General features: G+C 72.4%; 21 protein-coding genes and 1 pseudogene. 17 read left to right on the top strand and 5 right to left on the bottom strand.

Features of this window, described 5'->3' with window-relative positions; translation table 11 throughout:
- Positions 1 to 42: 42 nt before the first annotated feature.
- Positions 43 to 549 (bottom strand): winged helix-turn-helix domain-containing protein, encoded by a 507-nt coding sequence (locus IF22_RS0127665; protein WP_030337020.1) that lies wholly within the window; start codon positions 547 to 549, stop codon positions 43 to 45.
- Between the two features lie 268 nt (positions 550 to 817).
- Here IF22_RS0127665 and IF22_RS0127660 point away from each other — a divergent pair, with 268 nt between their 5' ends.
- The 4 genes from IF22_RS0127660 to IF22_RS0127645 are packed head-to-tail and all read left to right on the top strand — an operon-like array spanning position 818 to position 4,461.
- Entirely contained in the window at positions 818 to 1,795 is a 978-nt protein-coding gene (locus IF22_RS0127660; protein WP_167337348.1) for a phosphatase PAP2 family protein, read from the top strand.
- Between the two features lie 16 nt (positions 1,796 to 1,811).
- Positions 1,812 to 2,504 carry a response regulator transcription factor gene (locus IF22_RS0127655; protein WP_030337016.1) on the top strand — a complete coding sequence of 231 codons (693 nt, stop codon included), beginning with the start codon at positions 1,812 to 1,814 and terminating at the stop codon, positions 2,502 to 2,504.
- Positions 2,501 to 3,958, top strand: a complete 1,458-nt coding sequence (locus tag IF22_RS0127650; RefSeq protein ID WP_030337015.1) for a sensor histidine kinase — start codon at positions 2,501 to 2,503, stop codon at positions 3,956 to 3,958. Before IF22_RS0127655 ends, IF22_RS0127650 begins: the two co-directional genes overlap by 4 nt.
- Entirely contained in the window at positions 3,955 to 4,461 is a 507-nt protein-coding gene (locus IF22_RS0127645; protein ID WP_245233750.1) for a hypothetical protein, read from the top strand. Before IF22_RS0127650 ends, IF22_RS0127645 begins: the two co-directional genes overlap by 4 nt.
- 15 nt (positions 4,462 to 4,476) lie before the next feature.
- Here the strand turns inward: IF22_RS0127645 and IF22_RS0127640 are convergent, their stop codons facing one another.
- The 3 genes from IF22_RS0127640 to IF22_RS0127630 are packed head-to-tail and all read right to left on the bottom strand — an operon-like array spanning position 4,477 to position 7,792.
- Complete coding sequence (locus tag IF22_RS0127640) at positions 4,477 to 5,499, bottom strand: D-alanine--D-alanine ligase family protein (protein WP_030337011.1); 1,023 nt, start codon at positions 5,497 to 5,499, stop codon at positions 4,477 to 4,479.
- A complete protein-coding gene (alr, locus tag IF22_RS0127635; RefSeq protein ID WP_030337009.1) occupies positions 5,496 to 6,638 on the bottom strand; it encodes an alanine racemase in 1,143 nt (380 codons plus the stop codon). Before alr ends, IF22_RS0127640 begins: the two co-directional genes overlap by 4 nt.
- Entirely contained in the window at positions 6,635 to 7,792 is a 1,158-nt protein-coding gene (locus IF22_RS0127630; protein ID WP_030337007.1) for an acyltransferase family protein, read from the bottom strand. Before IF22_RS0127630 ends, alr begins: the two co-directional genes overlap by 4 nt.
- Before the next feature lie 148 nt (positions 7,793 to 7,940).
- Here IF22_RS0127630 and IF22_RS0127625 point away from each other — a divergent pair, with 148 nt between their 5' ends.
- A complete protein-coding gene (locus IF22_RS0127625) occupies positions 7,941 to 8,813 on the top strand; it encodes an LLM class F420-dependent oxidoreductase (RefSeq protein WP_030337005.1) in 873 nt (290 codons plus the stop codon).
- Positions 8,814 to 8,940: 127 nt separating this feature from the next.
- On the opposite strand, the gene IF22_RS0127620 is transcribed toward IF22_RS0127625, so the two are convergent.
- Complete coding sequence (locus IF22_RS0127620) at positions 8,941 to 11,202, bottom strand: catalase (RefSeq protein ID WP_030337003.1); 2,262 nt, start codon at positions 11,200 to 11,202, stop codon at positions 8,941 to 8,943.
- Positions 11,203 to 11,387: 185 nt separating this feature from the next.
- Here IF22_RS0127620 and IF22_RS0127615 point away from each other — a divergent pair, with 185 nt between their 5' ends.
- The 12 genes and pseudogenes from IF22_RS0127615 to IF22_RS33415 all read left to right on the top strand — a co-directional run.
- Positions 11,388 to 12,278 (top strand): alpha/beta hydrolase family protein, encoded by an 891-nt coding sequence (locus IF22_RS0127615; RefSeq protein WP_030337001.1) that lies wholly within the window; start codon positions 11,388 to 11,390, stop codon positions 12,276 to 12,278.
- A gap of 137 nt (positions 12,279 to 12,415) precedes the next feature.
- Positions 12,416 to 13,204, top strand: coding sequence for an ABC transporter ATP-binding protein (locus IF22_RS0127610; protein WP_030337000.1), 789 nt, complete (start codon positions 12,416 to 12,418; stop codon positions 13,202 to 13,204).
- A gap of 118 nt (positions 13,205 to 13,322) precedes the next feature.
- Positions 13,323 to 14,045 (top strand): ABC transporter ATP-binding protein, encoded by a 723-nt coding sequence (locus tag IF22_RS0127605; protein WP_030336999.1) that lies wholly within the window; start codon positions 13,323 to 13,325, stop codon positions 14,043 to 14,045.
- 30 nt (positions 14,046 to 14,075) lie between these two features.
- Positions 14,076 to 14,954 (top strand): branched-chain amino acid ABC transporter permease, encoded by an 879-nt coding sequence (locus IF22_RS0127600; protein ID WP_030336998.1) that lies wholly within the window; start codon positions 14,076 to 14,078, stop codon positions 14,952 to 14,954.
- Positions 14,951 to 16,060, top strand: coding sequence for a branched-chain amino acid ABC transporter permease (locus IF22_RS0127595; RefSeq protein ID WP_030336996.1), 1,110 nt, complete (start codon positions 14,951 to 14,953; stop codon positions 16,058 to 16,060). The genes IF22_RS0127600 and IF22_RS0127595 overlap by 4 nt, the downstream gene beginning before the upstream one ends.
- A gap of 84 nt (positions 16,061 to 16,144) precedes the next feature.
- Positions 16,145 to 17,431, top strand: a complete 1,287-nt coding sequence (locus IF22_RS0127590; protein ID WP_030336994.1) for an ABC transporter substrate-binding protein — start codon at positions 16,145 to 16,147, stop codon at positions 17,429 to 17,431.
- Positions 17,432 to 17,574: 143 nt separating this feature from the next.
- Positions 17,575 to 17,730: a hypothetical protein gene (locus IF22_RS35200; RefSeq protein ID WP_209444613.1), complete on the top strand. Its 156-nt coding sequence runs from the start codon at positions 17,575 to 17,577 to the stop codon at positions 17,728 to 17,730.
- 94 nt (positions 17,731 to 17,824) lie between these two features.
- Positions 17,825 to 18,436, top strand: a complete 612-nt coding sequence (locus tag IF22_RS0127580; RefSeq protein ID WP_030336992.1) for a TetR/AcrR family transcriptional regulator — start codon at positions 17,825 to 17,827, stop codon at positions 18,434 to 18,436.
- Positions 18,437 to 18,518: 82 nt separating this feature from the next.
- On the top strand, positions 18,519 to 21,323 hold the full coding sequence (locus IF22_RS0127575; protein WP_245233749.1) for an AAA family ATPase: 2,805 nt from the start codon (positions 18,519 to 18,521) through the stop codon (positions 21,321 to 21,323).
- 46 nt (positions 21,324 to 21,369) lie between these two features.
- Entirely contained in the window at positions 21,370 to 22,518 is a 1,149-nt protein-coding gene (locus IF22_RS0127570) for an acyl-CoA dehydrogenase family protein (protein WP_030336988.1), read from the top strand.
- 20 nt (positions 22,519 to 22,538) lie between these two features.
- Positions 22,539 to 23,003: a MaoC family dehydratase gene (locus tag IF22_RS0127565; RefSeq protein ID WP_030336986.1), complete on the top strand. Its 465-nt coding sequence runs from the start codon at positions 22,539 to 22,541 to the stop codon at positions 23,001 to 23,003.
- A gap of 381 nt (positions 23,004 to 23,384) precedes the next feature.
- Positions 23,385 to 23,636, top strand: a pseudogene (locus IF22_RS33415) (endo-1,4-beta-xylanase); the annotation flags it as partial.

The raw sequence follows: 23,636 nt of genomic DNA, 5'->3' as shown, positions 1-23,636 counted from the left end.
GCCTGGTCCTCGACCAGGCGGGCCGGACCGCGCCCGGGGTGATCAGACGGGCGCGAGCCGGAATCCGACGCCGCGTACCGAGTGGATCGTCGCCGCGGCGTTGAGCCTGGCGAGTTTGGCGCGCACCCGGCGGACCACCGAGTGCATGTCCGAGCCCCGGCCGAGGTGCCGGTTGCCCCAGACCTCCAGGTGCAGCCGCTCGTAGGTCCACACCTGCCCGGGGGCGTGCACAAGGCAGAGCAGCACGTCGTGCTCCAACCGGGTCAGGTCGATCTCCTGGTCACGCCACCGCAGCACCCGACGGTCGGAGTCGACCGCCAGGTCCGGTGGCGGGGGCTGCGGGCTCGGCGCCACCTCGGCGCGCGCCGCGGTGGTCGGCGGGGCCGGTGCGGCGGGCGCCTCGACCACCCCGAGAAACTCTCGCGCCTGGTCGACTGTCGAGACGATCAGAAAGGCGTCGCTGCCGCCGAGCAGCCGGGCCAGATGTCGCCGCTCGGCCGGCGAGGATGCGATGCCGATGACCAGGCTGGCGACTGGAATTTCCTGCATGTGCCAACACCTTCCGGTTCCCCACATCACTCCGGATGGATTGTCGTACCGCCGACCGAGACATCGATCGGCGTCCTGACCCTAGTGGTGGCTGATCTCGGCTGGGTAAAACATAGTTGCATGTAAGCATGTGAATCCCGTTGCGCCGACCAGGCCACCCGACCCCACCGCCGACCATGCGCTTCTCCGGAAGCGGCGGGGGTGGTTGTGACAGAACCAAGACAATCCGAGGACGGCGTACGGACCTGCGGGGGCGAGCATGGTCGCCATGTCCACCGGATCGCTGTACTCCGTCGGGCGCCCGACACCCGGTCCGGCGCGCCCGCTGCCCCACGCCCGCGCGGCGGTGCCGTTGGGGCTCCGACTGCTCGCCGCGGCGCTGTGTGGTCTGCTCGCGCTGACCCTCACCGCCGCTGTCTTCGTGCGGACCTATCCCGGGCAGTGGCTGGACGGGGTGCTCCTGCCGCCCGCCGAATCCGGCGGCGGGTACGAGCAGCGGACAGCGCTCGTGGGCCCGGCCAAGACCGCGCTGGCCACCTTCGGCAACCCGACGCTCATCGCGGCCCTGCTCGGCGTGGTGCTGCTGGTGGGTGTGCTGCGCCGCCGGCTGGTGGCGGGCGTCGTCGGCGTGGGCATGGTCGTCTGCGCGGTGCTGGTGGCCGGCGCGGTGAAGACACAACTGCCCCGCCCGGACCTGCAGATCGAGAGTTCCACCACCCACAACAGCTTTCCCAGCGGTCACGTGGCGGCGGCGACCGCCCTGCTGCTGGCGTTTCTGCTGGTCCTGCCCGGGTGGGCCCGGCGCTGGCTGGCGGTGCCGGGTGCGGCGGGAGTCTCGGTGATCGCCGCCGCCACGATGATCGCGGGCTGGCACCGGTTCAGCGACGTGCTCGGTGGCGTACTGCTGGGGGTGACACTGTTTCTCCTGGCCGCGGCCGCGTTGGCGGCCCGGCCCACCGACCACGACGCGACCGGCGGTTCGGCCGGCGGCGGCCTCTGGCGCGGGCTGGCCGAGGCGGCGGTCGGGCTGGTCGTGCTGGTCTGGGCGCTGGTGGTGGTCGTGCCCGGTCTGGCCGCGTCGGTGCAGCGCGGGCCGCTGGTTGCGATCGTGGCCGCGGCCGTTTCGACGATGTTCCTGGTGGGCGCTGTGGTGTTCCTGGTGCGTTCGACGGATTTCGCGGTGCCGAGGGCGGTGCGGAGCCCCGCGCAGCCGCAGCCGTCGACCGAAGCCCGAAAGATCTCATGATGGGATACTTGACGACATGTCCCAGGTGCTGTTGATCGAAGACCACCAGACGGTGCGCGACGGACTGCAGTTGGCGCTCACCCGGCAGGGCCACACGGTGCACGCCGTGGGCACCGGTGAGCAAGGGCTGGAGCGGCTGCGCGCGGCCCCGTCCGACGTCGTGGTGCTCGATCTCATGCTGCCCGGGATGGACGGGTTCGAGGTCTGCCGCCGGATCCGGCAGCTCGGTGACCTGCCGATCATCATGCTCACGGCCCGCAACGACGACATGGACGTGGTCGCCGGCCTGGAGGCCGGCGCCGACGACTACGTGGTCAAGCCGGTGCAGGCCCGGGTCCTGGAGGCGCGCATCCGCGCGGTGCTGCGACGCACCGGTGGCGACTCGCGGCGCGGCGGCGAGCGGGCCGGCCTGGAACAGCACGGCGCGTTGACCATCGACCGGGCGGCGCTGGTGGTCAGCAAGGACGGGACGCCGGTCAGCCTCGCCCCCACGGAGCTGCGGCTGCTGCTCGAACTCTCGCACACGCCCGGTCAGGTGCTCAGCCGGCAGCAACTGCTGGAGGCCGTGTGGGAGCACGGGTATCTCGGTGACTCGCGACTGGTGGACGCGTGCGTCCAGCGGGTCCGCGCCAAGATCGAGGCCGATTCGTCGGCGCCGGTCTTCATCCAGACCGTGCGTGGTTTCGGATACCGGTTCGGGCCGCTGTGACCTTCTGGCGCTCGGTCGCCGCCCAGGCATCGAGCCTGCGGGTCCGGCTGCTGCTGGCGTTCGCGCTGCTCGGGGTCACCACCACGGCCGTCGTGGCCAGCGGCAGCTACTTCCAGGCCCGGACCGTCATCCTCCAGCAGGCGCAGGACGCCGCGGTGATGTCGCTGACCGACCAGCTCACCAAGGTCTACCCGATCGCCCAGCTTCCGCCGACCCAGAACGACCTGGACCTGTTGGCCCAGCGGCTCTCCGACCGCGAGGGCTTCGCGGTGGTCATCTACCGGGACATGCGGGCACAGGGCTCGCAGACACCCGCCCCGCTCAGCCCCGAGCTGCGGGCGGAGGTCGGCGACGGTCAGATCGCCTGGCAGCGTGTCTCGCAGGACGGGCGGCCCTGGCTGCTCATCGGCACCCAACTGCGGCTCGAGCGCCCCGACGGCACGGCCCACCCGTCCGGGTTGGAGGTCTATTCGGTGCGCGATCTCGTGCCCGAGCAGCAGAGCATCGACCAGCTCGCCACCAGGGCGTGGTGGACCGGAGGGTTGTCCCTGCTGCTCGCCGTCCTGCTGGCCCTGCTGTCCGCCCGGGGGGTCCTGCGACCCGTCCGCGATCTGGGCCGAGCGGCCCGCCGCCTCGGCGAGGGCGACCTGAGCACCCGGCTGACGGTCCGGGGCGTGGACGAGCTGGCCGACGTGGCGCGGACCTTCAACGACACCGCCGGCACGCTGGAGCGGCAGGTCGGGGAGCTGCGGCGGATGGAGTCCGACGCCCGCCGCTTCGTCGCCGACGTCTCGCACGAGCTCCGCACCCCGCTGGCCGCGATGACGGCGGTCACCGACGTGCTCGATGAGGAGGCCGAGCACCTGCCCGGGGACGCGGGCCGGGCCGCTCGGCTGGTCAGCCAGGAGACGCAGAACCTCACCCACCTGGTCAACGACCTCATCGAGATCAGCAGGTTCGACTCTGGCACGGCCCGGCTCGCCCTCGACGACGTGGACGTGGGCGCGGCGGTGACCGCGACCCTGCGGATCCGCGGCTGGACCGACCGGGTACGCGCCGACCTGCCTCCCGCTGTGGTGGCCCGGCTCGATCCCCGCCGGCTGGACGTCATCGTCGCCAACCTGGTCGGCAACGCCTTCCGGCACGGTGCCGAGCCGGTGACCGTACGCGTGAGCGCCGATCCGGACTGGGTCACCATCGAGGTGGCCGACCAGGGGCCGGGGCTGGACCCGGAGGTGTTACCGCACGTGTTCGACCGCTTCTACAAGGCCGACACCGCGCGGACCCGCTCCGAGGGCAGCGGCCTCGGCCTCGCCATCTCCTGGGAGAACGCGCGGCTGCACCGCCACGGCGAGCGCCGGGGGGCTCTCGTCGCCGGCAACGCCCCGGGTGGCGGCGCGGTCTTCACGCTCCGGCTGCCCCGCGAGACGACGGACACCGGGGGTGCCCGGTGACCGGCCGGCGCACCGGGCGGGCGCTGCTCGCCGGCGCACTGCTGCTCGGTCCGCTGCTGGCGGGGTGCGGGGTACGGCCCAGCCTCGTCATCACCGGTCGTCCCGCGGTCAGCGGCCCCGCGCAGGGAGTCGGGCTCTACCTGGTCGCGCAGGGCGAACTGGTGCTGGTCCTGCGCCCGGCCCGGGGGGATTCCTCACCGACCAAGGCACTTGCCCTGCTCGCCGCCGGCCCGCAGCCGAACGAACGCGACCAGGGTCTGACCAGCGACGTGCCGACCGGGTTGAACCCGGTCGTCGAGGTGACGCCCACGGCCGGTCGGTTCGGTGGTCTCACGGTGCGCGTCACCGGGACGGCGCAGGCGTTGTCGCCGACGGCTACCGACCAGATCATCTGTACGGTGTCCGACGCCGCCGCCCAGGCCGGCGTGGTGGCAAGCTCGGGCCCGGTCACCATCGTCGGGTCCGACGGTGCCCAGCCAGCCCGCCGGTGTCCCGCCAGGTGACCGGGCCCCACCGCCTCACACCAGGTCGACAGCTCGGGCCTGCCGGGGCAGGCCGCTGTGGTGGCGGTGGTCCTGATCGGCCAGCGCGCCGGAGATCAGGATGTCGATCAGGGTGGCGAACCCGATACCGGCCTGCTGCCAGATCTGCGGGAACTGTGACGCGGCGGTGAAGCCGGGGAAGGTGTTGACCTCGTTCACGATGGGCTCGGGCGACCCCTCGGCGGGCAGGAAGAAGTCGACCCGCAGCAGCCCGCGGCAGTCGAGGGCCTGGAAGGCGCGGATCGCACGGTCCTGGAGCACCTCGGTGGTCGCCGCGTCGAGTGGGGCGGGAATCTGGAAGGTCGCCCCGCCGTCGTACTTCGCGTCGTAGTCGAAGAAACCCGCGCCGCTCACCCTGATCTCCAGCGGCGGGCCGGCCTGCACCCGCCCGTCCGGGTGCTGGAGGACGGCCACGTCGATCTCGCGTCCGCGCGCGCCCTGCTCGATGAGCACCTTCGGGTCGACCTGACGGGCCTGCTCCAGCGCGGCGGGAACCCCCGCCCAGTCGTCGACCTTGACCACACCCAGGCTCGAACCCGCCCGGGCCGGTTTCACGAAGACCGGCAGCTGCAGCCGGCGCTGGTCATCGGGCGACAGTTCCTCGCCGGGACGCACTGTCACCCCCGGGCTGACCCGCAGGCCCTCCGCCGCGAGGAGCCGCTTGGTGACGCCCTTGTCCATGCCGGCGGCGCTGGCGAACACACCGTTGCCGACGTAGGGCACGCCGAGCCATTCCAGCAGCGACGACACGGTGCCGTCCTCGCCGTACGGGCCGTGCAGGGCGGGGAACACCACGTCCTGGGCGCGCAGCACACGCAACGCCGCGGGAAGTGGCGTCGGTCGACCGCCGACGTGCCACCCGCCGTCGCGGTCGATGAGGACCTCGGTGACCTGGTACCGCTCACGGTCCAGGTGGGCGAGGATGCTCGCCGCCGAGCGGCAGGACACCTCGTGCTCGCCGCTCTGCCCGCCGTAGAGGACCGCCAGTCGCGTTGTCATGAATTCCGTGCCCTTCCGTCGAGGTGGTCGCGGGCCACCCGAGCCCCGATGCCGGTCAAGATCTCGTGTGGGTTGGTGTCGGCCCAACGGGCCCACTCGACGACGGTCGGAGGGTGGTGGTCACCCTCGGCGGGGCCGAACACCACCACCGGGTCGCCGATCGTCACGGGAAGATCCCCGGCGTCGACCACGCACTGGTCCATGGCGATGCGTCCGACGATCGGGCACCGCCGACCGCCGAGCCACACCGAGGCGCGCCCACCCGCGACCCGGGGCAGCCCGTCGGCGTAGCCGAGCGGCAGCAGCGCCAGCGTGGTCGGTGCGCTGGTCACGTGTTCGAACCCGTAGGAGACACCCGTACCGGCCGGCACCCGCTTGACGTTGACCACGCTCGTCCGCAGTGTCATCGCGGCGCGCAGCCCGTACTCGCCGGGACCACTCGCGCCGAACGGGTCCACGCCGTACAGGGCGATCCCGATCCGGCAGAGGTCGAAGCGGGTCTCTGGTGCGCAGAACGCGGCCGCCGAGTTGGCCAGGTGGACGAGATCGGGGTCCAGACCCGCCGACCGTGCGATCCGCAGCGCCTCCTCGAAGATCGCCACCTGTCGGGTGAGCGCGGGGGCGCCCGGCAGGTCGGCGTCGGCGAGGTGGGACCACACCCCGCGCACCCGGATACCGCCCTCCCGTTCGTACTTGCGGGCCCAACCGACCATCTCGGGCCAGTCGTCCCCGGCGGCCCCGTTGCGGGACAACCCGGTGTCCGCCTTGAGCTGCACCATCGCCGGCGCGCCGAGCAGACGGGCCGCGTCGGCGACGGCGTGCAGGTGCGTCGTCGTGGACACGCCGATGTCGACGCCACCCTTGATCAACATACCGAAGTCGTCGTCCGGGCGGTGCAGCCAGCTCAACGTGGGCGCTGTCACACCCGCCTCGCGCAGGCTCAGCGCCTCGGCCGTCGAGGTCACCCCCAACCAGGCGGCACCGGCCCGGAGCGCGGCCCGGGCCACCTGCACCGCGCCGTGGCCGAACCCGTTGGCCTTCACCACGGCCATCAGCCCGGTGCCGGTGACCGACGCGATCGTCCGCACGTTGGTGGAGATCGCCTCCAGGTCGACCAGGGCTTCGGCGAGCATGCTCATCGGGCCGCCTCCACCCGCCGCCGGCCGGGGAGCGCGAACAGCCAGCCCGCGCGGACCGCGAGCAGCGCGCGGTGCACGGCCAGGCTCAGGCCGATCACCAGCCCGGTCAGCAGAATCGGATAACCGAACACGATCAGGCCCTGAGCAGACCCACCCAACCCGGAAACCGGTACGAGCAACAGCCGGTGCAGCAGGGCCAGGACCGGCATGTGGACGACGTAGATCGGCAGGGTGATGCGGCCGAGCCTAGCCAGTGGATCGCTGAGCACCGACCAGGAGGTCAGCCGGGCGGCGGCGGTTATGCCGAAGATCACTGCCAGCACGGAGACGGCCGGCCACACACCGAACCACTGCTGCGCGCCGGTCACCGCCATCGCGGCGAGCGCCAGGACGTAGGCCCCCGAGGTCAGTACCAGCCGGCGGCGGTTGGCGGTGGCCGCCCACCGTTCGATCTGCTGTCGCAGGGACAGGCCGGCGAGGAAGAAGACCAGGTTCTGGTAGAGACCCGCACGGTTGCCCGGGGTGTCGAGCAGGCCGGCGGCGGCGACGGCGGACAGCGCGGCGGCGGGGAGCAGGACCAGCGTCCGGGGCAGCCGTCGGGTCGCCTTGGCGATCGTGAAGTACACCGCCAGGGCGTACAGGTACCAGAGGTTGGACGGCGTGATGGTGAGCTGCTCCAGCAGACCGAGCGCCGAGGTGGCCCGGTCGGTCGGCAGTTGCGGCGCGGCGGCGAGCACCGCCGTGTGGATCAGCAGCCAGACGGCGTACAGGTAGAGGAACCCGGCGATCCGGCCGCGGGCGACCAGCCGCCAGGGCCGCTGGGCGGCGTTCGCCGCGAAGACGCCCGAGATGGTGAAGAACAGCGGCATCCGCAGCGGGAGGAACTGCTCACCGAGCGTTCCCCAGAAGCCCGGCACCGGTACGCCGATGCGCCAGTCGATCTGGAGGTAGTCCTTCACCACCACGTGCCACAGCACGACGAGGACGATGCAGACGCCCTTCGCGGCATCGGCCCACTGCGCCCGCGGTGATCCGGCGGCGGGCGCGGACACGGTGGCAGGGGTGGGTCCGGTCCGCTGGCGGTGGCGGAACCGGACACGCGTCGCGTCGGGCTCCCGCTCGGTGGGCCGGGACTCGGTGGTCTGTTGGATCACCCACCGAAAGCTGCCAGCCGGATATCCGCGCGTGATCCCCGAATTGTCATGATCCGGTAATGGACGTGGCCGCACCCGACTCGTCGGCGACGCGGAGCCGCCCCGGCGCGGGCCGGGCGGCACTAGGCTCGTTGCGGAGGTGCCGAACATGAAGCTCGGGCTGCACTACTGGAACTACTCGACCCCGGCCGACCCGGCCGCCATCGCACCGACACTGGCCCAGGCCGCCGCCAGCGCCGAGCAGGCCGGCGTCGCGTCGTTCACGGTGATGGACCACTTCTTCCAGATGGACGCGGTGTTCGCGGCCGACGAACCGATGCTGGAGGCGTACACCACGCTGGCCTACGTCGCGGCGAAGACCCAGCGGATGACGCTGGGCGTGCTGGTCACCGGTGTGATGTACCGGTACCCGGGATTGCTGGCCAAGACCGTGACGACCCTCGACGTGCTCTCCGGCGGCCGGGCCCGCCTCGGCATCGGCGCCTCCTGGTACGAGCGGGAGCAGCTCGGGCTGGGTGTGCCGGTGGTACCGGTGGCCGAACGGTTCGAGCGGTTGGAGGAGACGCTGCGCATCTGCCTGCAGATGTGGAGCGCCGACGACGGCCCGTTCAACGGCAAGCACTACCAGCTCGCCGAGACCATCAACTCGCCGCAGCCGTTGAGCCGCCCGCACCCGCCCATCATGATCGGTGGCGGGGGCGAGAAGAAGACCCTGCTGCTGGTGGCCCGGTACGCCGACGCCTGCAACCTGTTCGGCCGCGCGGGCATCGACGACGTCGCGCGCAAGCTGGATGTGCTGCGCGGGCACTGCGCCGCCGAGGGCCGCGACTACGACACCATCGAGAAGACGGTGGTCGCCGCCCAGGCGCCGCTGGACGACACCGACGCGTTCCTCGCCGAGGTGTCCGCGTACGCGGCGCTCGGCGTGAGCGAGGTGCAGGTGACGCCGGATCGGCACCCGGTCGAGTTCGCCCAGCGGCTCGGCGACGAGGTGCTGCCCCGGTTGGCCGACATCGGCTGACGGGGGCCGCGACTGGCGGTGTCGACACGAGACAGCCGCGGTGGATCCGGCGACAGCGTCAGGACACCGACGAGGGCCGTCCTCCCGGTGGAGCGGAGGACGGCCCTCGTCGGTCGGTCAGGTCAGGTCAGGCGACCGAGACAGGGAATCGTTCCCACACCCGGTGCGCGGCCATCAACTGCTGCACCGCGGTCAGTGCCTCGGTGCCCGAGCCCGCCGCGACGACACCCGGCGTGCCGGCGACGCCGGCCTGCTCCAGCACCGTGACGCCGGCGCCCCAGGCGCCGATCGCCTTCGCGTGCCGCCAGCACTCCTCGACCAGCAGCAGCACCCGTGGGTCGACAGTGGTCGGTTCCGGCCGGCCCGCCTTGGCGTCGCGGGCGGGCAGGGCGTCCGGCGCGGGTGCCGGCGCTCCGGCCAGCAGGACCGCGTCGAACTCGACCGACCGGCCGGTGGCGAAGGTGCGCTGCACCGGCAGGTCACCCACCATGCCGCCGTGCGGGGCGATCAGCAGCGGCACCATGCCGGCGTCGAACACGGCCCGGCGGACCTCGTCGACACCGTCCAGGTCACCGGCGGGGTCGACGACGATCCCGACGGTACGGCCGTCGCCGGGCCACTCCCGGCCGACCTGCGACAGCGCCGGGCTGGGCGCGACGTCGGCCAGCGGCACGCTCGGCTGCGGCGCGGGCAGACCCAGGCCGGTGGCGACCTGCTCACACAGCACCGGGTCGATGTTGGCCAGGCTCTGCAGCTGACGCTCCTTGATCGCCTGGTGGTAGCACTTGCCCAGCTCGAAGGTGTACGCCCGGATGATGTGCTCCTTCTCGACCGGCGACATGCTCAGCCAGAACAGGCGGACCTGGCTGTAGTGGTCGTCGAACGAGGCGGGGTTGGCGCGTACCTTCGGCGCTTCCGCCACCGTGACCGGCACGTCGACGAAGGCGTGCTCGGCGTCCCCGGCGGGGAACGGGTTGCCGCCGTCGAGCGAGTTCGGCCGGTACGGCGCGACGCCCGCGTGCACGGCGTGCTGGTGGAAGCCGTCGCGCAGCATGTCGTTCACTGCGGCGTGCGGGCGGTTGATGGGGATCTGCGCGAAGTTGGGCCCGCCCAGCCGGGTGAGCTGCGTGTCGAGGTACGAGAAGAGCCGGCCCTGCAGCAGCGGGTCGTTGGTGACGTCGATGCCCGGCGGCAGGTGGCCCAGGTGGAAGGCGACCTGCTCGGTCTCGGCGAAGAAGTTCGTCGGCGTCCGGTTGAGCACCAGCCGGCCGATCGGCTGCACCTCGGCCAGCTCCTCCGGCACGATCTTCGTCGGGTCCAGCAGGTCGATGCCGGCGAAGGTCTCCTCGGGAGTGTCCGGGAAGACCTGGATGCCCAGCTCCCACTCGGGGTACGCGCCGGCCTCGATGGCGTCGTACAGGTCGCGGCGGTGGAAGTCCGGATCCATGCCGCCGAGCAGCTGCGCCTCCTCCCAGGTCAGCGAGTGCACACCCAGCTTCGGCTTCCAGTGGAACTTCGCCAGCACCGTCTCACCGGCCTCGTTGACCAGCCGGAAGGTGTGCACACCGAAGCCCTCCATCGTCCGGTACGAACGCGGGATGCCCCGGTCGGACATGTTCCAGATGGTGTGGTGCTGCGCCTCGGTGTGCAGCGACACGAAGTCCCAGAAGGTGTCGTGGGCGCTCTGCGCCTGCGGGATCTCCCGGTCCGGGTGCGGCTTGCCGGCGTGGATGATGTCCGGGAACTTGATGGCGTCCTGGATGAAGAACACCGGCATGTTGTTGCCGACCAGGTCGAAGGTGCCCTCGTCGGTGTAGAACTTCGTCGCGAAGCCACGGGTGTCGCGGACGGTGTCGGCCGAGCCCCGCGAACCGAGGACCGTGGAGAAGCGGACGAAGACCTCGGTCTCCCGCCCCTTCTTCAGGAACCCGGCCCGGGTGACCGCCTCGGCGGTGCCGTACGCGGTGAACACGCCGTGCGCGCCGGCGCCCCGGGCGTGCACCACCCGCTCCGGGATGCGTTCGTGGTCGAAGTGCGTGATCTTCTCGCGGAGGTGGTGGTCCTGCAGGAGCACCGGGCCGCGCGGGCCGGCCTTGAGCGAGTGGTCGGTGTCGCGCAGCCGCGCACCGTTCGCGGTCGTGAGGTAGGCCCCCTGCTGACCGTTCGCGGTCGTCGGCGCGCCGGTTTCCGCTCCGGTCGGGGTGCGCGTCTGCGGTGCCCCCTGCTCCGGCTTCGGCGGCAGCGGTTCGTGCGGCGTCGTCGGCTCCTCGACGGGCGGTGGCGCGCTCCCCGGCGCACCGGGGACGTCCGGGGTGAGGGCGTCGGCGATCTTTCCTGAGGCGGTCTTCACGGCGTTCTTGACCGCCTCGGCGGGCTTGCTGGAATCCACTGAACGAACCCTCTCCATGGCGCGTGTACGGGCAGGCGCCTGCCCTGCTACCCCTGGTCAGAGGGTCGAAACACATCTGGGCGCGGCATCCTTCGCGGGGACTGGTGATTTCGCCGATGCCGGGACCGCCGGAGCGGCTGAAACTGACACACGTCGATATCCCTCGACTCTAGGGAGTGCCCGACGTGTCCTCACCAACCACCACCCGTCCCCGTTCCGTCGTAGCCCGGTTCGCACTGGCCGCCGTCCTGGCCGCCGGCGGCGTCGTGGCCGGCTCGGCCGGTGCCGCCCAGGCCGCGAGCCCGTACGAGCGGGGCCCGGCCCCGACCACCGCGATCCTGGAGGCCAGTCGCGGCCCGTTCGCCACGGCCTCGCAGAGCGTGTCCTCGCTGAGCGTCACCGGCTTCGGCGGCGGCGTCATCTACTACCCGACCAGCACCAGCGAGGGCACCTTCGGCGCCATCGCCATCTCGCCCGGCTACACCGCCAGCTGGTCGAGCATCAGCTGGCTCGGACCGCGCATCGCCTCGCACGGCTTCGTGGTGATCGGCATCGAGACCAACACCCGGCTGGACCAGCCGGACAGCCGGGGCCGGCAGCTGCTCGCCGCGCTGGACTACCTCACCGAACGCAGCTCGGTGCGGACCCGGATCGACAGCAGCCGACTCGCTGTGGCCGGCCACTCCATGGGTGGCGGGGGCAGCCTGGAGGCCGCCTCGTCGCGGCCCTCGTTGCAGGCAGCGGTGCCACTGGCGCCGTGGAACCTGGACAAGAGCTGGTCCGAGCTGCGGGTGCCGACCCTGATCATCGGTGGGGAGAGCGACAGCGTCGCGCCGGTGGCGACGCACTCGGTGCCCTTCTACAACAGCATCCCGGCCTCGGCGGAGAAGGCGTACCTGGAGCTGAACGGGGCGAGCCACTTCTTCCCGCAGACCACCAACACGCCGACCGCCCGGCAGATGGTGGCCTGGTTGAAGCGGTTCGTCGACGACGACACCCGCTACGAGCAGTTCCTCTGCCCCGGCCCGAGCGGTTCGGCCATCCAGGAGTACCGCAACACCTGTCCGAGCGCCTGACGGCGGTCACCGGGGCGGTCGCCGTTGGCGGCCGCCCCGTCCGCCTGTTCGGGGGAGCATTGAAGGTCTTGACGCCATACCCGAGAAACGTACACTGCGAGTGTAAATAAACACCCGCCACGACAGAGGGATGGGTGATGGAGCGCGGCCTCGAACTGCACCACATCGGCGTCCGTTTCGGCGGCCTCACCGCCCTCGACGACGTGTCCCTGCGGGTGCCACCCAACCGGGTGGTGGGCGTGATCGGGCCCAACGGCGCCGGCAAGACCACGCTTTTCAACGTGATCTGTGGTTTCGTCGCGCCGGAGACGGGCTCGCTCACCCTCGACGGCCGGCCGCTGCGGCCCCGACCGCACCGGCTGACCCGGCTCGGCATCGCCCGGACCCTGCAGGGCACCGGGCTCTTCGCCGGGCTCAGCGTGGTGGAGAACGTGATGACCGGCGCGTCGCACACCGCCCGTGCCGGCTTCGTCCCGGCGCTGCTCGGGCTGCCGGCCAGCGACCGCGACGAGCGCCGGCTGCGCGGCGACGCCCTGGCCATCCTCGACGAGCTGGGCATCGCCGGGCACGCCGAGGCCGCGCCGGGCACCCTGCCCTTCGCGGTACGTCAGCGGGTGGCCCTGGCCCGCGCGCTCGCCGCCCGGCCCCGGCTGCTGCTGCTCGACGAGCCGGCCGGTGGCCTCGGCGCCGACGACATCGCCGAGCTGGCGGAGCTGGTGCGGCAACTGCCCCGGCGGGACACCGATCCCTGTGCGGTGCTCCTGGTCGAGCACCACATGGATCTGGTGATGGCCGTGTGCGACGAGATCGTGGTGCTCGACTTCGGCCGGGTCATCGCCGCCGGCACCCCGGACGAGGTCCGCGACGACCCCGCGGTCACCGACGCGTACCTCGGTGCCACCGTCGAGGAAGAGGTCTCCCCGTGAGCGCGAGGAGTGAGCCGGGTTTGCGAGCCCCGCAGTCGCGAACGAAAGGCGGCACGGTGTGAGCGCGAGGAGTGAGCCGGGTTTGCGAGCCCCGCAGTCGCGAACGAAAGGCGGCACGGTGACCGGGACCGACCTGCTCGTCGTGCGGGGGCTGGCCGCCGGTTACGGCGCCGCGCCCGTGCTGCGGGCCATCGACCTCACCGTCCCGGCCGGCACGATCGCCGCTGTGGTCGGCGCCAACGGCGCCGGCAAGACCACCCTGCTGCGCGCGCTCTCCGGCATGATCCGCCCGACCGCCGGCCAGGTTCTGCTGGGCGGGGAGGACCTTCGGGGTACGCCGGTGGAGCAGCTCGTTCGACGCGGGATGGCGCACGTCCCGGAGGGCCGGGGCGTGATCAGCGAGCTGACCGTTGACGAGAACCTGCGGCTCGGCGGGTTGTGGCGGCGTGACCGGGCCGACGCGGGACGGGCTCTCGACGAGGTCTACCAGCTCTTCGAGCCACTGGCCCGACGCCGTCGGCACCTGGGTCACCAGCTCTCCGGGGGTGAGCGGCAGATGCTCGCGCTCGGTCGGGCCCTGGTCGGCCGACCCCGTCTGCTGCTGCTGGACGAGCCGTCCCTCGGCCTGGCGCCACGGGTGGTCGCGCGGACCATGGCCCTGCTCCGCCAACTGCGCGACCGCACCGGCCTGACCGTCCTGCTCGTCGAGCAGAACGTGCGCAGCGCGCTCGCCGTCGCCGACCAGGGCGTCGTGATGTCCCTCGGTCGGGTGGTGATCGCCGCCCCGGCGGCGCAACTGCGCGACGACGTCGACCTGCGCCACGCGTACCTCGGTTTCTGACCACCACCTCGTCCCCCGGAGGGAGGACTGTTGGACCGCTTCGTCTTCCTCACCGTCGACGGCCTGTCCCGGGGCGCGGTGTACGCCGCGTTCGCGTTGGCCCTGGTGCTCATCTGGCGGGCGGCGCGGGTCGTCAACTTCGCCCAGGGGGCGATGGCCGTCGCCGCCGCGTACGTCGCCTACTCCGTCAGCACCGCGACCGGCTCGTACTGGCTGGGCTTCGTGGTCGCGATCGTCGCCGGCCTGTTGCTCGGCGCGCTGGTGGACCGGGTGGTGATGCGGCACGTCGATCACGCCTCACCGCTGAACCCGGTGATCGTCGCGCTCGGGCTGGTGCTGCTGATCCAGGCCGTGCTGGGCATGGTGTACGGCAGCGAGTTCCGCCCCGCGCAGGCCCCGTTCAGCCGGTCCGCCCTCACCGTGGGCGGGGTGGCCGTGCTGTCCCCGTACGACCTGTTCGTCTTCGCCACGATCGGCGTGGTGGTCAGTGGCCTGGCCTGGCTGTTCGCCCGTACCCCGGTGGGGTTGCGGATGCGCGCGGCGGCCTTCGCCCCCGAGGTGTCCCGGCTGCTCGGGGTCAACGTGGGTGGGATGCTGACTCTCGGCTGGGCGCTCGCCTCCGGGGTGGGCGCGCTGGCCGCCATGCTGGTTCTTCCGACCGAGTTGGGCCTGCACCCGCACGCGATGGACCTGGGGTTCGTCTCGGCGTTCACCGCGGCGGTGGTCGGCGGGCTGGACAGTCCACCGGGGGCGGTGGTCGGCGGCCTGGTGGTGGGGTTGCTGCTCTCCTACGTGAGTGGCTACGCCGGCAGCGACCTGACGCCGCTCGCGGTGCTGGTCCTGCTGCTGGCGGTGCTGTTGGTCCGGCCCGGTGGGCTGTTCGCCCCGGTCGCGGCGAGGCGGGTGTGAGCGCCACCAGGGCGGCGGTGCCGCCGAAACAGCAGCTCGTCGGGGCGGGCCGACCGGCCGACCGTCGGCGCGGCTCGACCCTGCTGCGTCACCTGGCGGTCGTGCTCGCCGCCGGGTTGCTGCTGGTGGCGGTCAGCTACTCCGTGGAGCCGTTCCGCAACTTCCAGCTCGCCACGGTGGCCGCTTACTTCTGCGCGACCGCCGGGCTGACCGTCCTCACCGGGCTCAACGGTCAACTGTCGCTCGGGCACGGCGCGTTGATGGCCACCGGTGCGTACACCGTGGCGCTGTGCCAGACCGCGTTCGCCGACCGGGGGATGACCGGCGGCTGGCTGTTGCCGCTCTCGCTGGCGGCGGCGGTCGTCAGCACGGTGGCGGTCGGCGCGGTGGTCGGGGTGGCCGCGGCCCGGCTGCGCGGCCCCTACCTGGCCGGGGTCACTCTCGCCGTGGCCGTGGTGGTGCCGGCGCTGGCCGTCACCTTCGACGGCGTGTTCAACGGCGAGCAGGGGTTGTCGGTGCCGGTGGAGCCGCCGCCGTTGTCGCTCGGCGCGTACTTCCCGTACGAGCGGTGGCAGCTCTGGGTCACCGGCGCGGCCACCCTGCTGGCGTTGCTGCTGCTGGCGAACCTGATCCGCAGCCGGTACGGGCGGACCTTCCGGGCGGTCCGCGACGACGAGGTGGCGGCCCGCCTCGCCGGTATCCACGTGGCCCGCACCCAGGTCCTCGCGTTCGTGGTCAGCGCCGCCACCGCCGGGCTCGGCGGCGCGCTGCTGGCGGTGCTCGCGCAGAGCGTCTCACCCGGGGCGTTCTCGCTGACCCTGTCGCTGTTCCTGCTGATGGCGGTGGTGATCGGTGGCCTGGGTCGACTGAGCGGCGCGCTGTGGGGGGCGGTCCTGCTGGTCGCCCTGCCCGATCTCACCCACTCGCTGACCGAGCTGCTGACGCTCTCGCCCGCGGTGGCGCAGCGGCTGGAGGGCAACCTCCCGCTGGCGATCTTCGGACTCACCCTGATCGTCGTCATGATCGCCGCCCCGGGCGGTGTGCAGGGTCTGCTGTCGCGTCTCGGCCGGGCTCTGCTGGCCAGGCGGCCGACCCGGCATTCCTGAGCTGTCCTCGGTCCGGCCTCGGCCGGGCGCCCCACCACCACACCGTTCCCCAGACAACCGGACCGAGAAAGGTCGGTGTTTCCCATGCACCGTAAAGCGCATCGCGGCCTCGCGATCGCCAGCACCCTTGCCCTGCTCATCGCCGTGGCCGGCTGCGGCGGTGACGACGGCCCCGGCTCAGGCGGGGCGCCGGTGCCGGGCGTCACCGACACCGAGATCACCGTCGGCACCCACATGCCGCTGACCGGGCCGGCCTCGGCCGGCTACTCGAAGATCGCCCCGGCGACGAAGGCGTACTTCGACTACGTCAACGCCAACGGTGGCGTGCACGGCCGCAAGATCACCTACAAGATCATGGACGACGGCTACAACCCGGCGAACACCCAGCAGGTGGTCCGTCAGCTCGTCCTGCAGGACAAGGTCTTCGCCGTCCTCAACGGCCTCGGCACGCCGACGCACACCGGGGTGCTCGACTTCCTCAAGAGCAACCGCGTGCCGGATCTCTTCGTCGCCTCGGGCAGCCGCAGCTGGGACCAGCCCGACAAGTATCCGGGCACGTTCGGGTTCAACCCGGACTACACGGTCGAGGGCAAGATCCTCGCCACCTACGCGAAGACGAACCTGGCTGGTCAGAAGGTCTGCTTCCTCGGGCAGGACGACGACTTCGGCCGGGACAGCCTGGTCGGCGTGGAGAAGGTGCTCGGTGCGTCGGCCGTGGCGGTCAAGCAGACGTACGTCACCAGCAACACCAACGTGGCGCCGCAGATCGGCGCGTTCAAGGCGGCCGGTTGCCAGGTCGTCGTGCTCGCCACGGTGCCCGGCTTCACCGCGCTCTCCATCGGCACCGCCGCACGGCTGGGCTTCAAGCCGCAGTGGCTGGTCTCCAACGTCGGCGCCGACCACCCGACCCTGGCCAAGCAGCTCGGCGCCGCCGCGCCGCTGCTGGAGGGCATGGTCGGCACCAACTACCTGCCGATGCAGAACGACACCGCGAACCCGTGGATCCAGCTCTTCACGAAGATCAACAAGGAGCACAACGGGGACGCGCCGTTCGACGGCAACACCGTCTACGGCATGTCGGTCGGGTACCTCTTCGTGCAGGTGCTGCTCGCCGCCGGCAAGGACCTCACCCGGGAGAAGGTGCTGGACGCCGTGCAGAAGGGTGGCTTCCAGGGCCCCGGGCTGGTGCCGCTGCGCTTCTCCGAGAAGGACCACTCCGGGTACGGCGGCCAGCGGTTGAGCCGGGTGAGCGGGGGAGTGCAGACCTACTTCGGGCCGGCGTACGAGACGGACGAGGCCGACGGGGCGGTCAACGAGTACACCGCCCCTGCGGCGGTGCCGCCGGCGAACGGGGTGCCGACCGGCTCCTGAGCCGGGGTGTCCGGACGTCCGACCGGGCTGGTTCGCGTGACCACGCCCGGTCGGACGGCTGCGCGCGTGTTGCTGACGCGGTCTGCCGGCGCGACCGTCCGAGGCGTTGACCGATGCCGATTGACGCTCCTACTATCTGCACCGTGAATGCATATTCGGATCGCCTCGCGGACCGGGTCGCCATCGTCACCGGCGCCGGTCGGGGGACCGGTCTGGCCCTCGCCCAGTGCCTCGTCGCCGAGGGCGCGCGGGTGGGTCGGTGCGACGGCGGCGTCTCGCTGACCGGCCGGGCCGGATGACGGCGTCGGTGGCGCGTCCGGGAACGCTGATCAGCCCCTGTCTAGACTCGGCGGTGCGTCGGGGGACGCCATGGCGGTGAGGGGGCGGGGGCGGATGGACGGGGTCGATGTGGTGGGCCGGGTCGACGGGCGCACCGCCCGCGCCGAACGCACCCGCGCGGCCATCGTCGAGGCGCACCTCGCGCTCATCTCCGAGGGTGACCTCCGCCCGACCGGCGAGCGCATCGCCGAGCGGGCCGGGATCTCGCTGCGCACCCTCTGGACCAACTTCAAGGACATGGAGACGCTCTTCGAGGCCAGCGGCGCGGAGGTGCTCCGTCAGCAGGACGCCGCACACCGGCCGATCTCACCCGGGCTGCCGCTGGCGAAGCGGGTCGACGCGTACTGCCGCCAGCGGGCTCGGCTGCTCCAGCTCATCGCGCCGTCGGCGCGGGCCGCCCAGATGCGTGAGCCCGTCTCCGAGCAGCTGCACCGCAACAAACTCAAGCACATCGAGCGGGTCCGCGACGAGGTCGAGGAGCTGTTCGCCGTCGAGCTGGCCGAGGCCGGGCCGGGGCGGGAACAGTTGGTGCACGCCCTGGTGGCGGCGAGCACCTGGCAGGCCTGGTCGATGCTGCGCTACGGGCTCGGTCTGGGCGTGGACCAGGCCCGCGCGGTGATGTCCCGGACCGTGGGCGCGCTGCTGGCCGAGGTCACGCCCGACTGATTCCGGCCCGGCCCGATATCGCCCCCTCTTTCCATTCGGTTTCCGATGGGTAACACTGGCAGGCATGGTTACTGCATCAAGAGTGCAACTAACCGTGCTGCGTGGCCGGGACGACGAGTGCCGGGCTGTCCGGAGCCTGCTCGACGGCATGACCAACGCCGGCGGTGCCCTGCTGTTACGCGGAGAGCCGGGATCGGGCCGGACCGCGCTGATCGGCTACGCCCACCGGCACGCCGAGGACCGCACCGTGCTCGTCGGCAGTGGGCTCGCCGAGGAGGCCACCCTGCCGTACGCCGGCCTGCAACGGTTGGTCGACCCGGTGCTGCACCATGCCGCCGAGCTGCCCGACGAGCAGCGCCAACTGCTGCGGCGCGCGCTGGCCGGGGAGAGCTGCCCGGCCGACCGGCAACTGACGCTGTCGATGGCGGTGCTCGGGCTGCTCGCCGCCGCCGCCCACACGCGGCCGTTGCTCGCCACCATGGACGACGTCGACCGGGGTGACCCGCAGACCGCGCAGGTGCTCGCGTTCGTCGCCCGCCGACTGCGGCACCTGCCGCTGGCCGTCCTGCTCACCGCTGACGTCACCGCCAACCTCGACGGGATACCGGCGCACCGGCTGCGGGCGCTGACCGAGCACGAGAGCAGCGCCGTCCTCACCGACCGGCTTCGTCGGCTCGCCGAGCGCGCGGGCGTCGACCGGCTCCCCGAACGGCCGGCCGCGTCGGCGCTGGCCGCGTTGGCCACGACCGGCGGCGGCAACCCGCAGGCCCTGGTGGACCTCGCCGAGGGGCTCAGCGCGGGGCAGTGGCGGGGGGAGGAGCCGCTGCCCGCCGCGCCACCGGCGGACGGGGCGCTCGGTCGGGCGTACCGGGCCCGGCTGGACCGGCTGCCACCGGAGACCCGACGGGTGCTGCTGCTCGCCGCGCTCGACGAGGACGGCGCACCGGGCACCCTGATCCGGGCCGCCGCAGCCGCCGGCGCCGAGGTCGAGGCGCTCGCCCCGGCGGAGGTCGCCGGCCTGGTCCGCGTCGAGCAACGTGGTGTCACCTTTCCGCAGCCGCTGGTGCGCATGATGATCGCGGCCAGCGCACCGCTCGCGGAGCGCCGCGCGGCGCACCGACTGCTCGCCGAGGTGCTGGTCGCGCAGGGGCAGCGGCTGCGCCGGGCGATGCACCTCGCCGCCGCGACGGCGGGCGCCGATCCGGCCCTCGCCGCCGAGTTGGAACAGGCCGCGGTCGGCGGATCCGATGGCTGGGCCACCGCGTCGGTGGCCCTGCGGTGGGCCGCCGAGTTGAGCGATCAACCCCAGTTGACCGCCGCCCGGCTGTTGACCGCCGCCCGCTACGCCTGGGCCGGTGGGCAACCCGACGCGGCCCGGCTGCTGCTCGACCGCCTCCGCGCGGTCTGCCCCGATCCGGTCGTCCGCGCGCGTGCCGACCTGCTCCGCGGTGAGCTGGAGCTGCGCTGCGGCACCGCGTCGGGCGCGTCGGTCACGCTGCTGGCCGCCGCGGCGGCCGTGGACGGCACCGACCGTGCCCTGGCCCTGACCGGGCTGGTGCGGGCCGGTGAGGCGGTCTGCTTCTCCGGCGACCAGTACCGCTACGCCGAGGTCGGCCGCCGTGCGCTGGCGTTGCGGCGCCCGGACGACCCGCCGGCCCTGGAGGTGATGGGCTGTCTGGTCGCCGGGGTGGCGGCGACCCTGCGGGGCGACCACGAGCGGGCCGGACCCGCGCTGCGCCGCGCCGTGGTGCTGGGCGGCCGGCTGACCGGTTGGGCGCTGACCCCCACCGCGCTCAGCTGCGCCGCGGCGGCCGGGCTGCTGGTGGCGGTGGACGGCGCGGCCCACCGGCTCGCCGGGCGCGCTGTCGAGCTGGCCCGGGAACGGGGCGAGCTGTCGATGCTGTCGCGGGCGTTGGAGCTGCGGGCGGTCGCCGAATACTGGCTGGGTCGACACGAGGCGGCGGCGGAGACCTCCCGCGACGGGCTGCGCGTCGCCCGGGCCACCGGCCAGGTCAACTGCGCCAACGTCCATCTGGGCATGCTGGCCGTGCTGGCCGCGATCCGGGCCGACCGGGCCACCAGCCTGCGGCGGATTCGGGAGATCGGCGAGTCACCGACGCCGGGCAGCCGTCCGCACGCGCTCGCCGCGTGGGCCCTGGCGGTGCTCGACCTGGTCGACGGCCGGCACGCCGAGGCGGCGGACCGGCTGGCGTCGCTGGCCCGGCTCGGCACCGGTCGAGGTCAGGTCCTCGTGCAGGTGATGGCCACCCCGTACCTGGTGGAGGCGGCGGCGCACCTGGCGCACCGGCCGGCGGCGACGGCCGCGCTCGCCGCCTTCGACAGGTGGGCCAGCAGCACCGCGAGCCCGCTGCGCCGGGCCCTGTCCGCGCGGTGCCACGCGCTGCTCGCTCCGCGGGGTGGCGCTGAGGCGGAACGACACTTCGAGGCGGCGTTGCGGCTGCACCCGACAGAGGCCGGCACGTTCGAGCGGGCCCGCACCGAACTGCTCTTCGGTCAGGAGTTGCGCCGCAACCGACGCCCCCGCGACGCGCGGACGCACCTGCACCAGGCCCGCGAGATGTTCAGCCTGCTCGGCGTGGAGTGCTGGGCCGAGCAGGCCACCACGGAGCTGCGGGCGGCGGGGGAGTCGATCGGCCCGCCGGACCTGCCCGCGGCACGATTGCTGACCGGCCAGCAACTGCGGATCGCCGAGCTGGTCGCCGAGGGCGCCACCAACCGGGAGATCGCCGCCCGGCTGTTCCTCTCCACCCGTACTGTCGATCACCACCTGCGCAACGTGTTCCACCGGCTGGGCATCCGTTCGCGTACCGAACTGGCCCGCGCGTTCACCGCCGAACGGCACGTCGGTCTGGCCTCGGACCGGTGACCCTCCGGTCTGGACGCGTTAAACTATCACCGCTAGTTTGATCGTCATGGACCTCACCCTCTCCGCCGAGCAGGCGGCGGTCCGCCAGCTGGCCGCCGAGTTCGCCGACCGCGAGCTGCTGCCGCACGCGGCCGCCTGGGATCGCCGCGAATCGGTCGACCCCGCCATCGTCGGCATGCTCGGTGACCTGGGCTTCCTGGGGCTGACCATCGCCGAGACCGACGGCGGGTCCGGCGGCGACCACCTCGCGTACTGCCTGGTGCTGGAAGAGCTGGGCCGGGGCGACTCGGCGGTGCGCGGCATCGTCTCGGTCTCCCTCGGCCTGGTCGCGAAGTCGATCGCCGCCAACGGCAGCGCGGAACAGCGGGCCGAGTGGCTGCCGAAGCTCTGCGCCGGCACCGCGCTCGGCTGCTTCGCGCTGACCGAGCCGGACAGCGGCTCGGACGCGGCCGCACTGCGTACCCGTGCGGTCCGCGACGGCACCGACTGGCTGATCTCCGGCACGAAGACGTTCATCACCAACGGCACCACCGCCGACGTGGCGCTGGTCTTCGCCCGCACCGGCGGCCCCGGGCACCGGGGGATCAGCGCGTTCCTGGTGCCCACCCGCAGTCCGGGGCTGACCCGACGGGAGATCCACGGCAAGCTCGGCCTGCGCGGCCAGGCCACCGGCGAGCTGGGCTTCGACGAGGTGCGCGTGCCCGACACGGCGCTGCTCGGTGCCGAGGGCGGTGGATTCCGGCTGGCCCTGGCCACCCTCGCCAAGGGGCGGATGTCGGTGGCCGCCGGGTGTGTCGGCATCGCCCAGGGCTGCCTCGACGCGGCGGTCGGTTACGCCGGGCAGCGGACCCAGTTCGGCGGGCCGATCGCCGGGCACCAGCTCGTTCAGCAACTGCTCGCCGCCATCGCTGTGGACACCGCCGCGGCCCGGCTGCTGGTCTGGCAGGTGGCCGACCTGATCGACCGCGACCAGCCGTTCGCCACCGAGGCGTCGGTGGCCAAGCTCTTCGCCAGCGAGGCCGCCGTCCGCGCGGCCAACAACGCGGTCCAGGTGTTCGGTGGGTACGGCTACATCGACGAGTACCCGGTCGGCAAGTACCTGCGCGACGCCCGGGTCGCCACCCTCTACGAGGGCACCAGTCAGATCCAGCAACTCCTCATCGGACGCGCGCTCACCGGCGTCAACGCCTTCTAGTAGCTGTAGGGAGACCTGGCATGAGAGTGTTCACCTCGTTCGAGGAGTTGGCCGCCGCGACCGGTGAGAGCCTCGGACCCGGTCCGTGGCAGCGTGTCGAGCAGAGCCGTGTCGACCTGTTCGCCGACGCCACCGACGACCACCAGTGGATCCATGTCGACCCGGTCCGAGCCGCGGCCGGGCCGTTCGGCCAGCCGATCGCGCACGGGTATCTCACCCTGTCGCTGTTGCCGGCGCTGGCCGGTGGGCTCTACCGGGTCGAGGGGGTGGCGATGGGTGTCAACTACGGGCTGAACCGGGTGCGTTTCCCCGCGCCGCTGCGGGTCGGCGCCGCCGTACGCGCCACCGCCACCATCGCCGACGTGTCGCCGGTGAGCGGCGGCGTGCAGCTGGTCGTGACGGTCGTGGTGGAGAGCGACAGCGGCGGCAAGCCCGTCTGCGTGGCCGAGACCGTGAGCCGGCTCTACGCTGCCGCGCAGCGCTGACCCCAGCTCGTCTGCGGTCTGGTCGGTGTGCCGCGACCTCCGGTAGCGTTGCGAGAGAACTTCCGGAACTTGCGGTGCCCTGCGGCTGGTGAATCCACCCGGCCGATGTAACAGGGCACCGCCGTCGCCTTCCGATGGCACCCGGCCTGGGCAGCTACGTCCTGCTCCGGTACCCGGGCCGAATCAATTCTCGCAATCCTTCCGGAAATTCTTGCCTGTCGATCAGTGGCGCTGACATACTTCACATCCACCGAGGTCGATGACCAGCGGTGTGTGCCACTTCCCGGGCGCACTCCCGCGCGTGGTCGTGACCCGGCACCCCACCACCGCAGGGGCGGTGCGTGTCACCTGCGCTGCCCCGGGTTCACGGAAGGAAAAGACATGATCGAACGGTGCCAAGAGGACACCCGCCCACGCTTCGGCCCCCGAGCCCGTACGGCGGTCGTCCTCGCCGCCGCCGCTCTGCTCGCCGCAACCAGCGCCGCGTTCCTGCCGGGCACGGCGAGCGCCGGTACGACGCTGGGCGCGTCGGCCGCGGAGAAGGGGCGGTATTTCGGTACGGCGGTGGCGGCGAACAAGTTGTCTGATAGTGCGTACACGACGATTTTGAACCGTGAGTTCAATTCGGTGACG

The organism is Micromonospora parva (assembly GCF_000718515.1).
Classification (GTDB): Bacteria; Actinomycetota; Actinomycetes; order Mycobacteriales; family Micromonosporaceae; genus Micromonospora; species Micromonospora parva.
This window is presented reverse-complemented; position numbering and strand designations above follow the sequence as displayed.

Coding starts and splice junctions, on each gene's coding strand:
- alr (WP_030337009.1), bottom strand. CDS start 6,638: ATGAGCATGCTCGCCGAAGCCCTGGTCGACCTGGAGGCGATCTCCACC.
- IF22_RS0127570 (WP_030336988.1), top strand. CDS start 21,370: ATGGACCTCACCCTCTCCGCCGAGCAGGCGGCGGTCCGCCAGCTGGCC.
- IF22_RS0127590 (WP_030336994.1), top strand. CDS start 16,145: ATGCACCGTAAAGCGCATCGCGGCCTCGCGATCGCCAGCACCCTTGCC.
- IF22_RS0127625 (WP_030337005.1), top strand. CDS start 7,941: ATGAAGCTCGGGCTGCACTACTGGAACTACTCGACCCCGGCCGACCCG.
- IF22_RS0127565 (WP_030336986.1), top strand. CDS start 22,539: ATGAGAGTGTTCACCTCGTTCGAGGAGTTGGCCGCCGCGACCGGTGAG.
- IF22_RS0127660 (WP_167337348.1), top strand. CDS start 818: ATGTCCACCGGATCGCTGTACTCCGTCGGGCGCCCGACACCCGGTCCG.
- IF22_RS0127580 (WP_030336992.1), top strand. CDS start 17,825: ATGGACGGGGTCGATGTGGTGGGCCGGGTCGACGGGCGCACCGCCCGC.
- IF22_RS0127610 (WP_030337000.1), top strand. CDS start 12,416: ATGGAGCGCGGCCTCGAACTGCACCACATCGGCGTCCGTTTCGGCGGC.
- IF22_RS0127665 (WP_030337020.1), bottom strand. CDS start 549: ATGCAGGAAATTCCAGTCGCCAGCCTGGTCATCGGCATCGCATCCTCG.
- IF22_RS0127655 (WP_030337016.1), top strand. CDS start 1,812: ATGTCCCAGGTGCTGTTGATCGAAGACCACCAGACGGTGCGCGACGGA.
- IF22_RS0127640 (WP_030337011.1), bottom strand. CDS start 5,499: ATGACAACGCGACTGGCGGTCCTCTACGGCGGGCAGAGCGGCGAGCAC.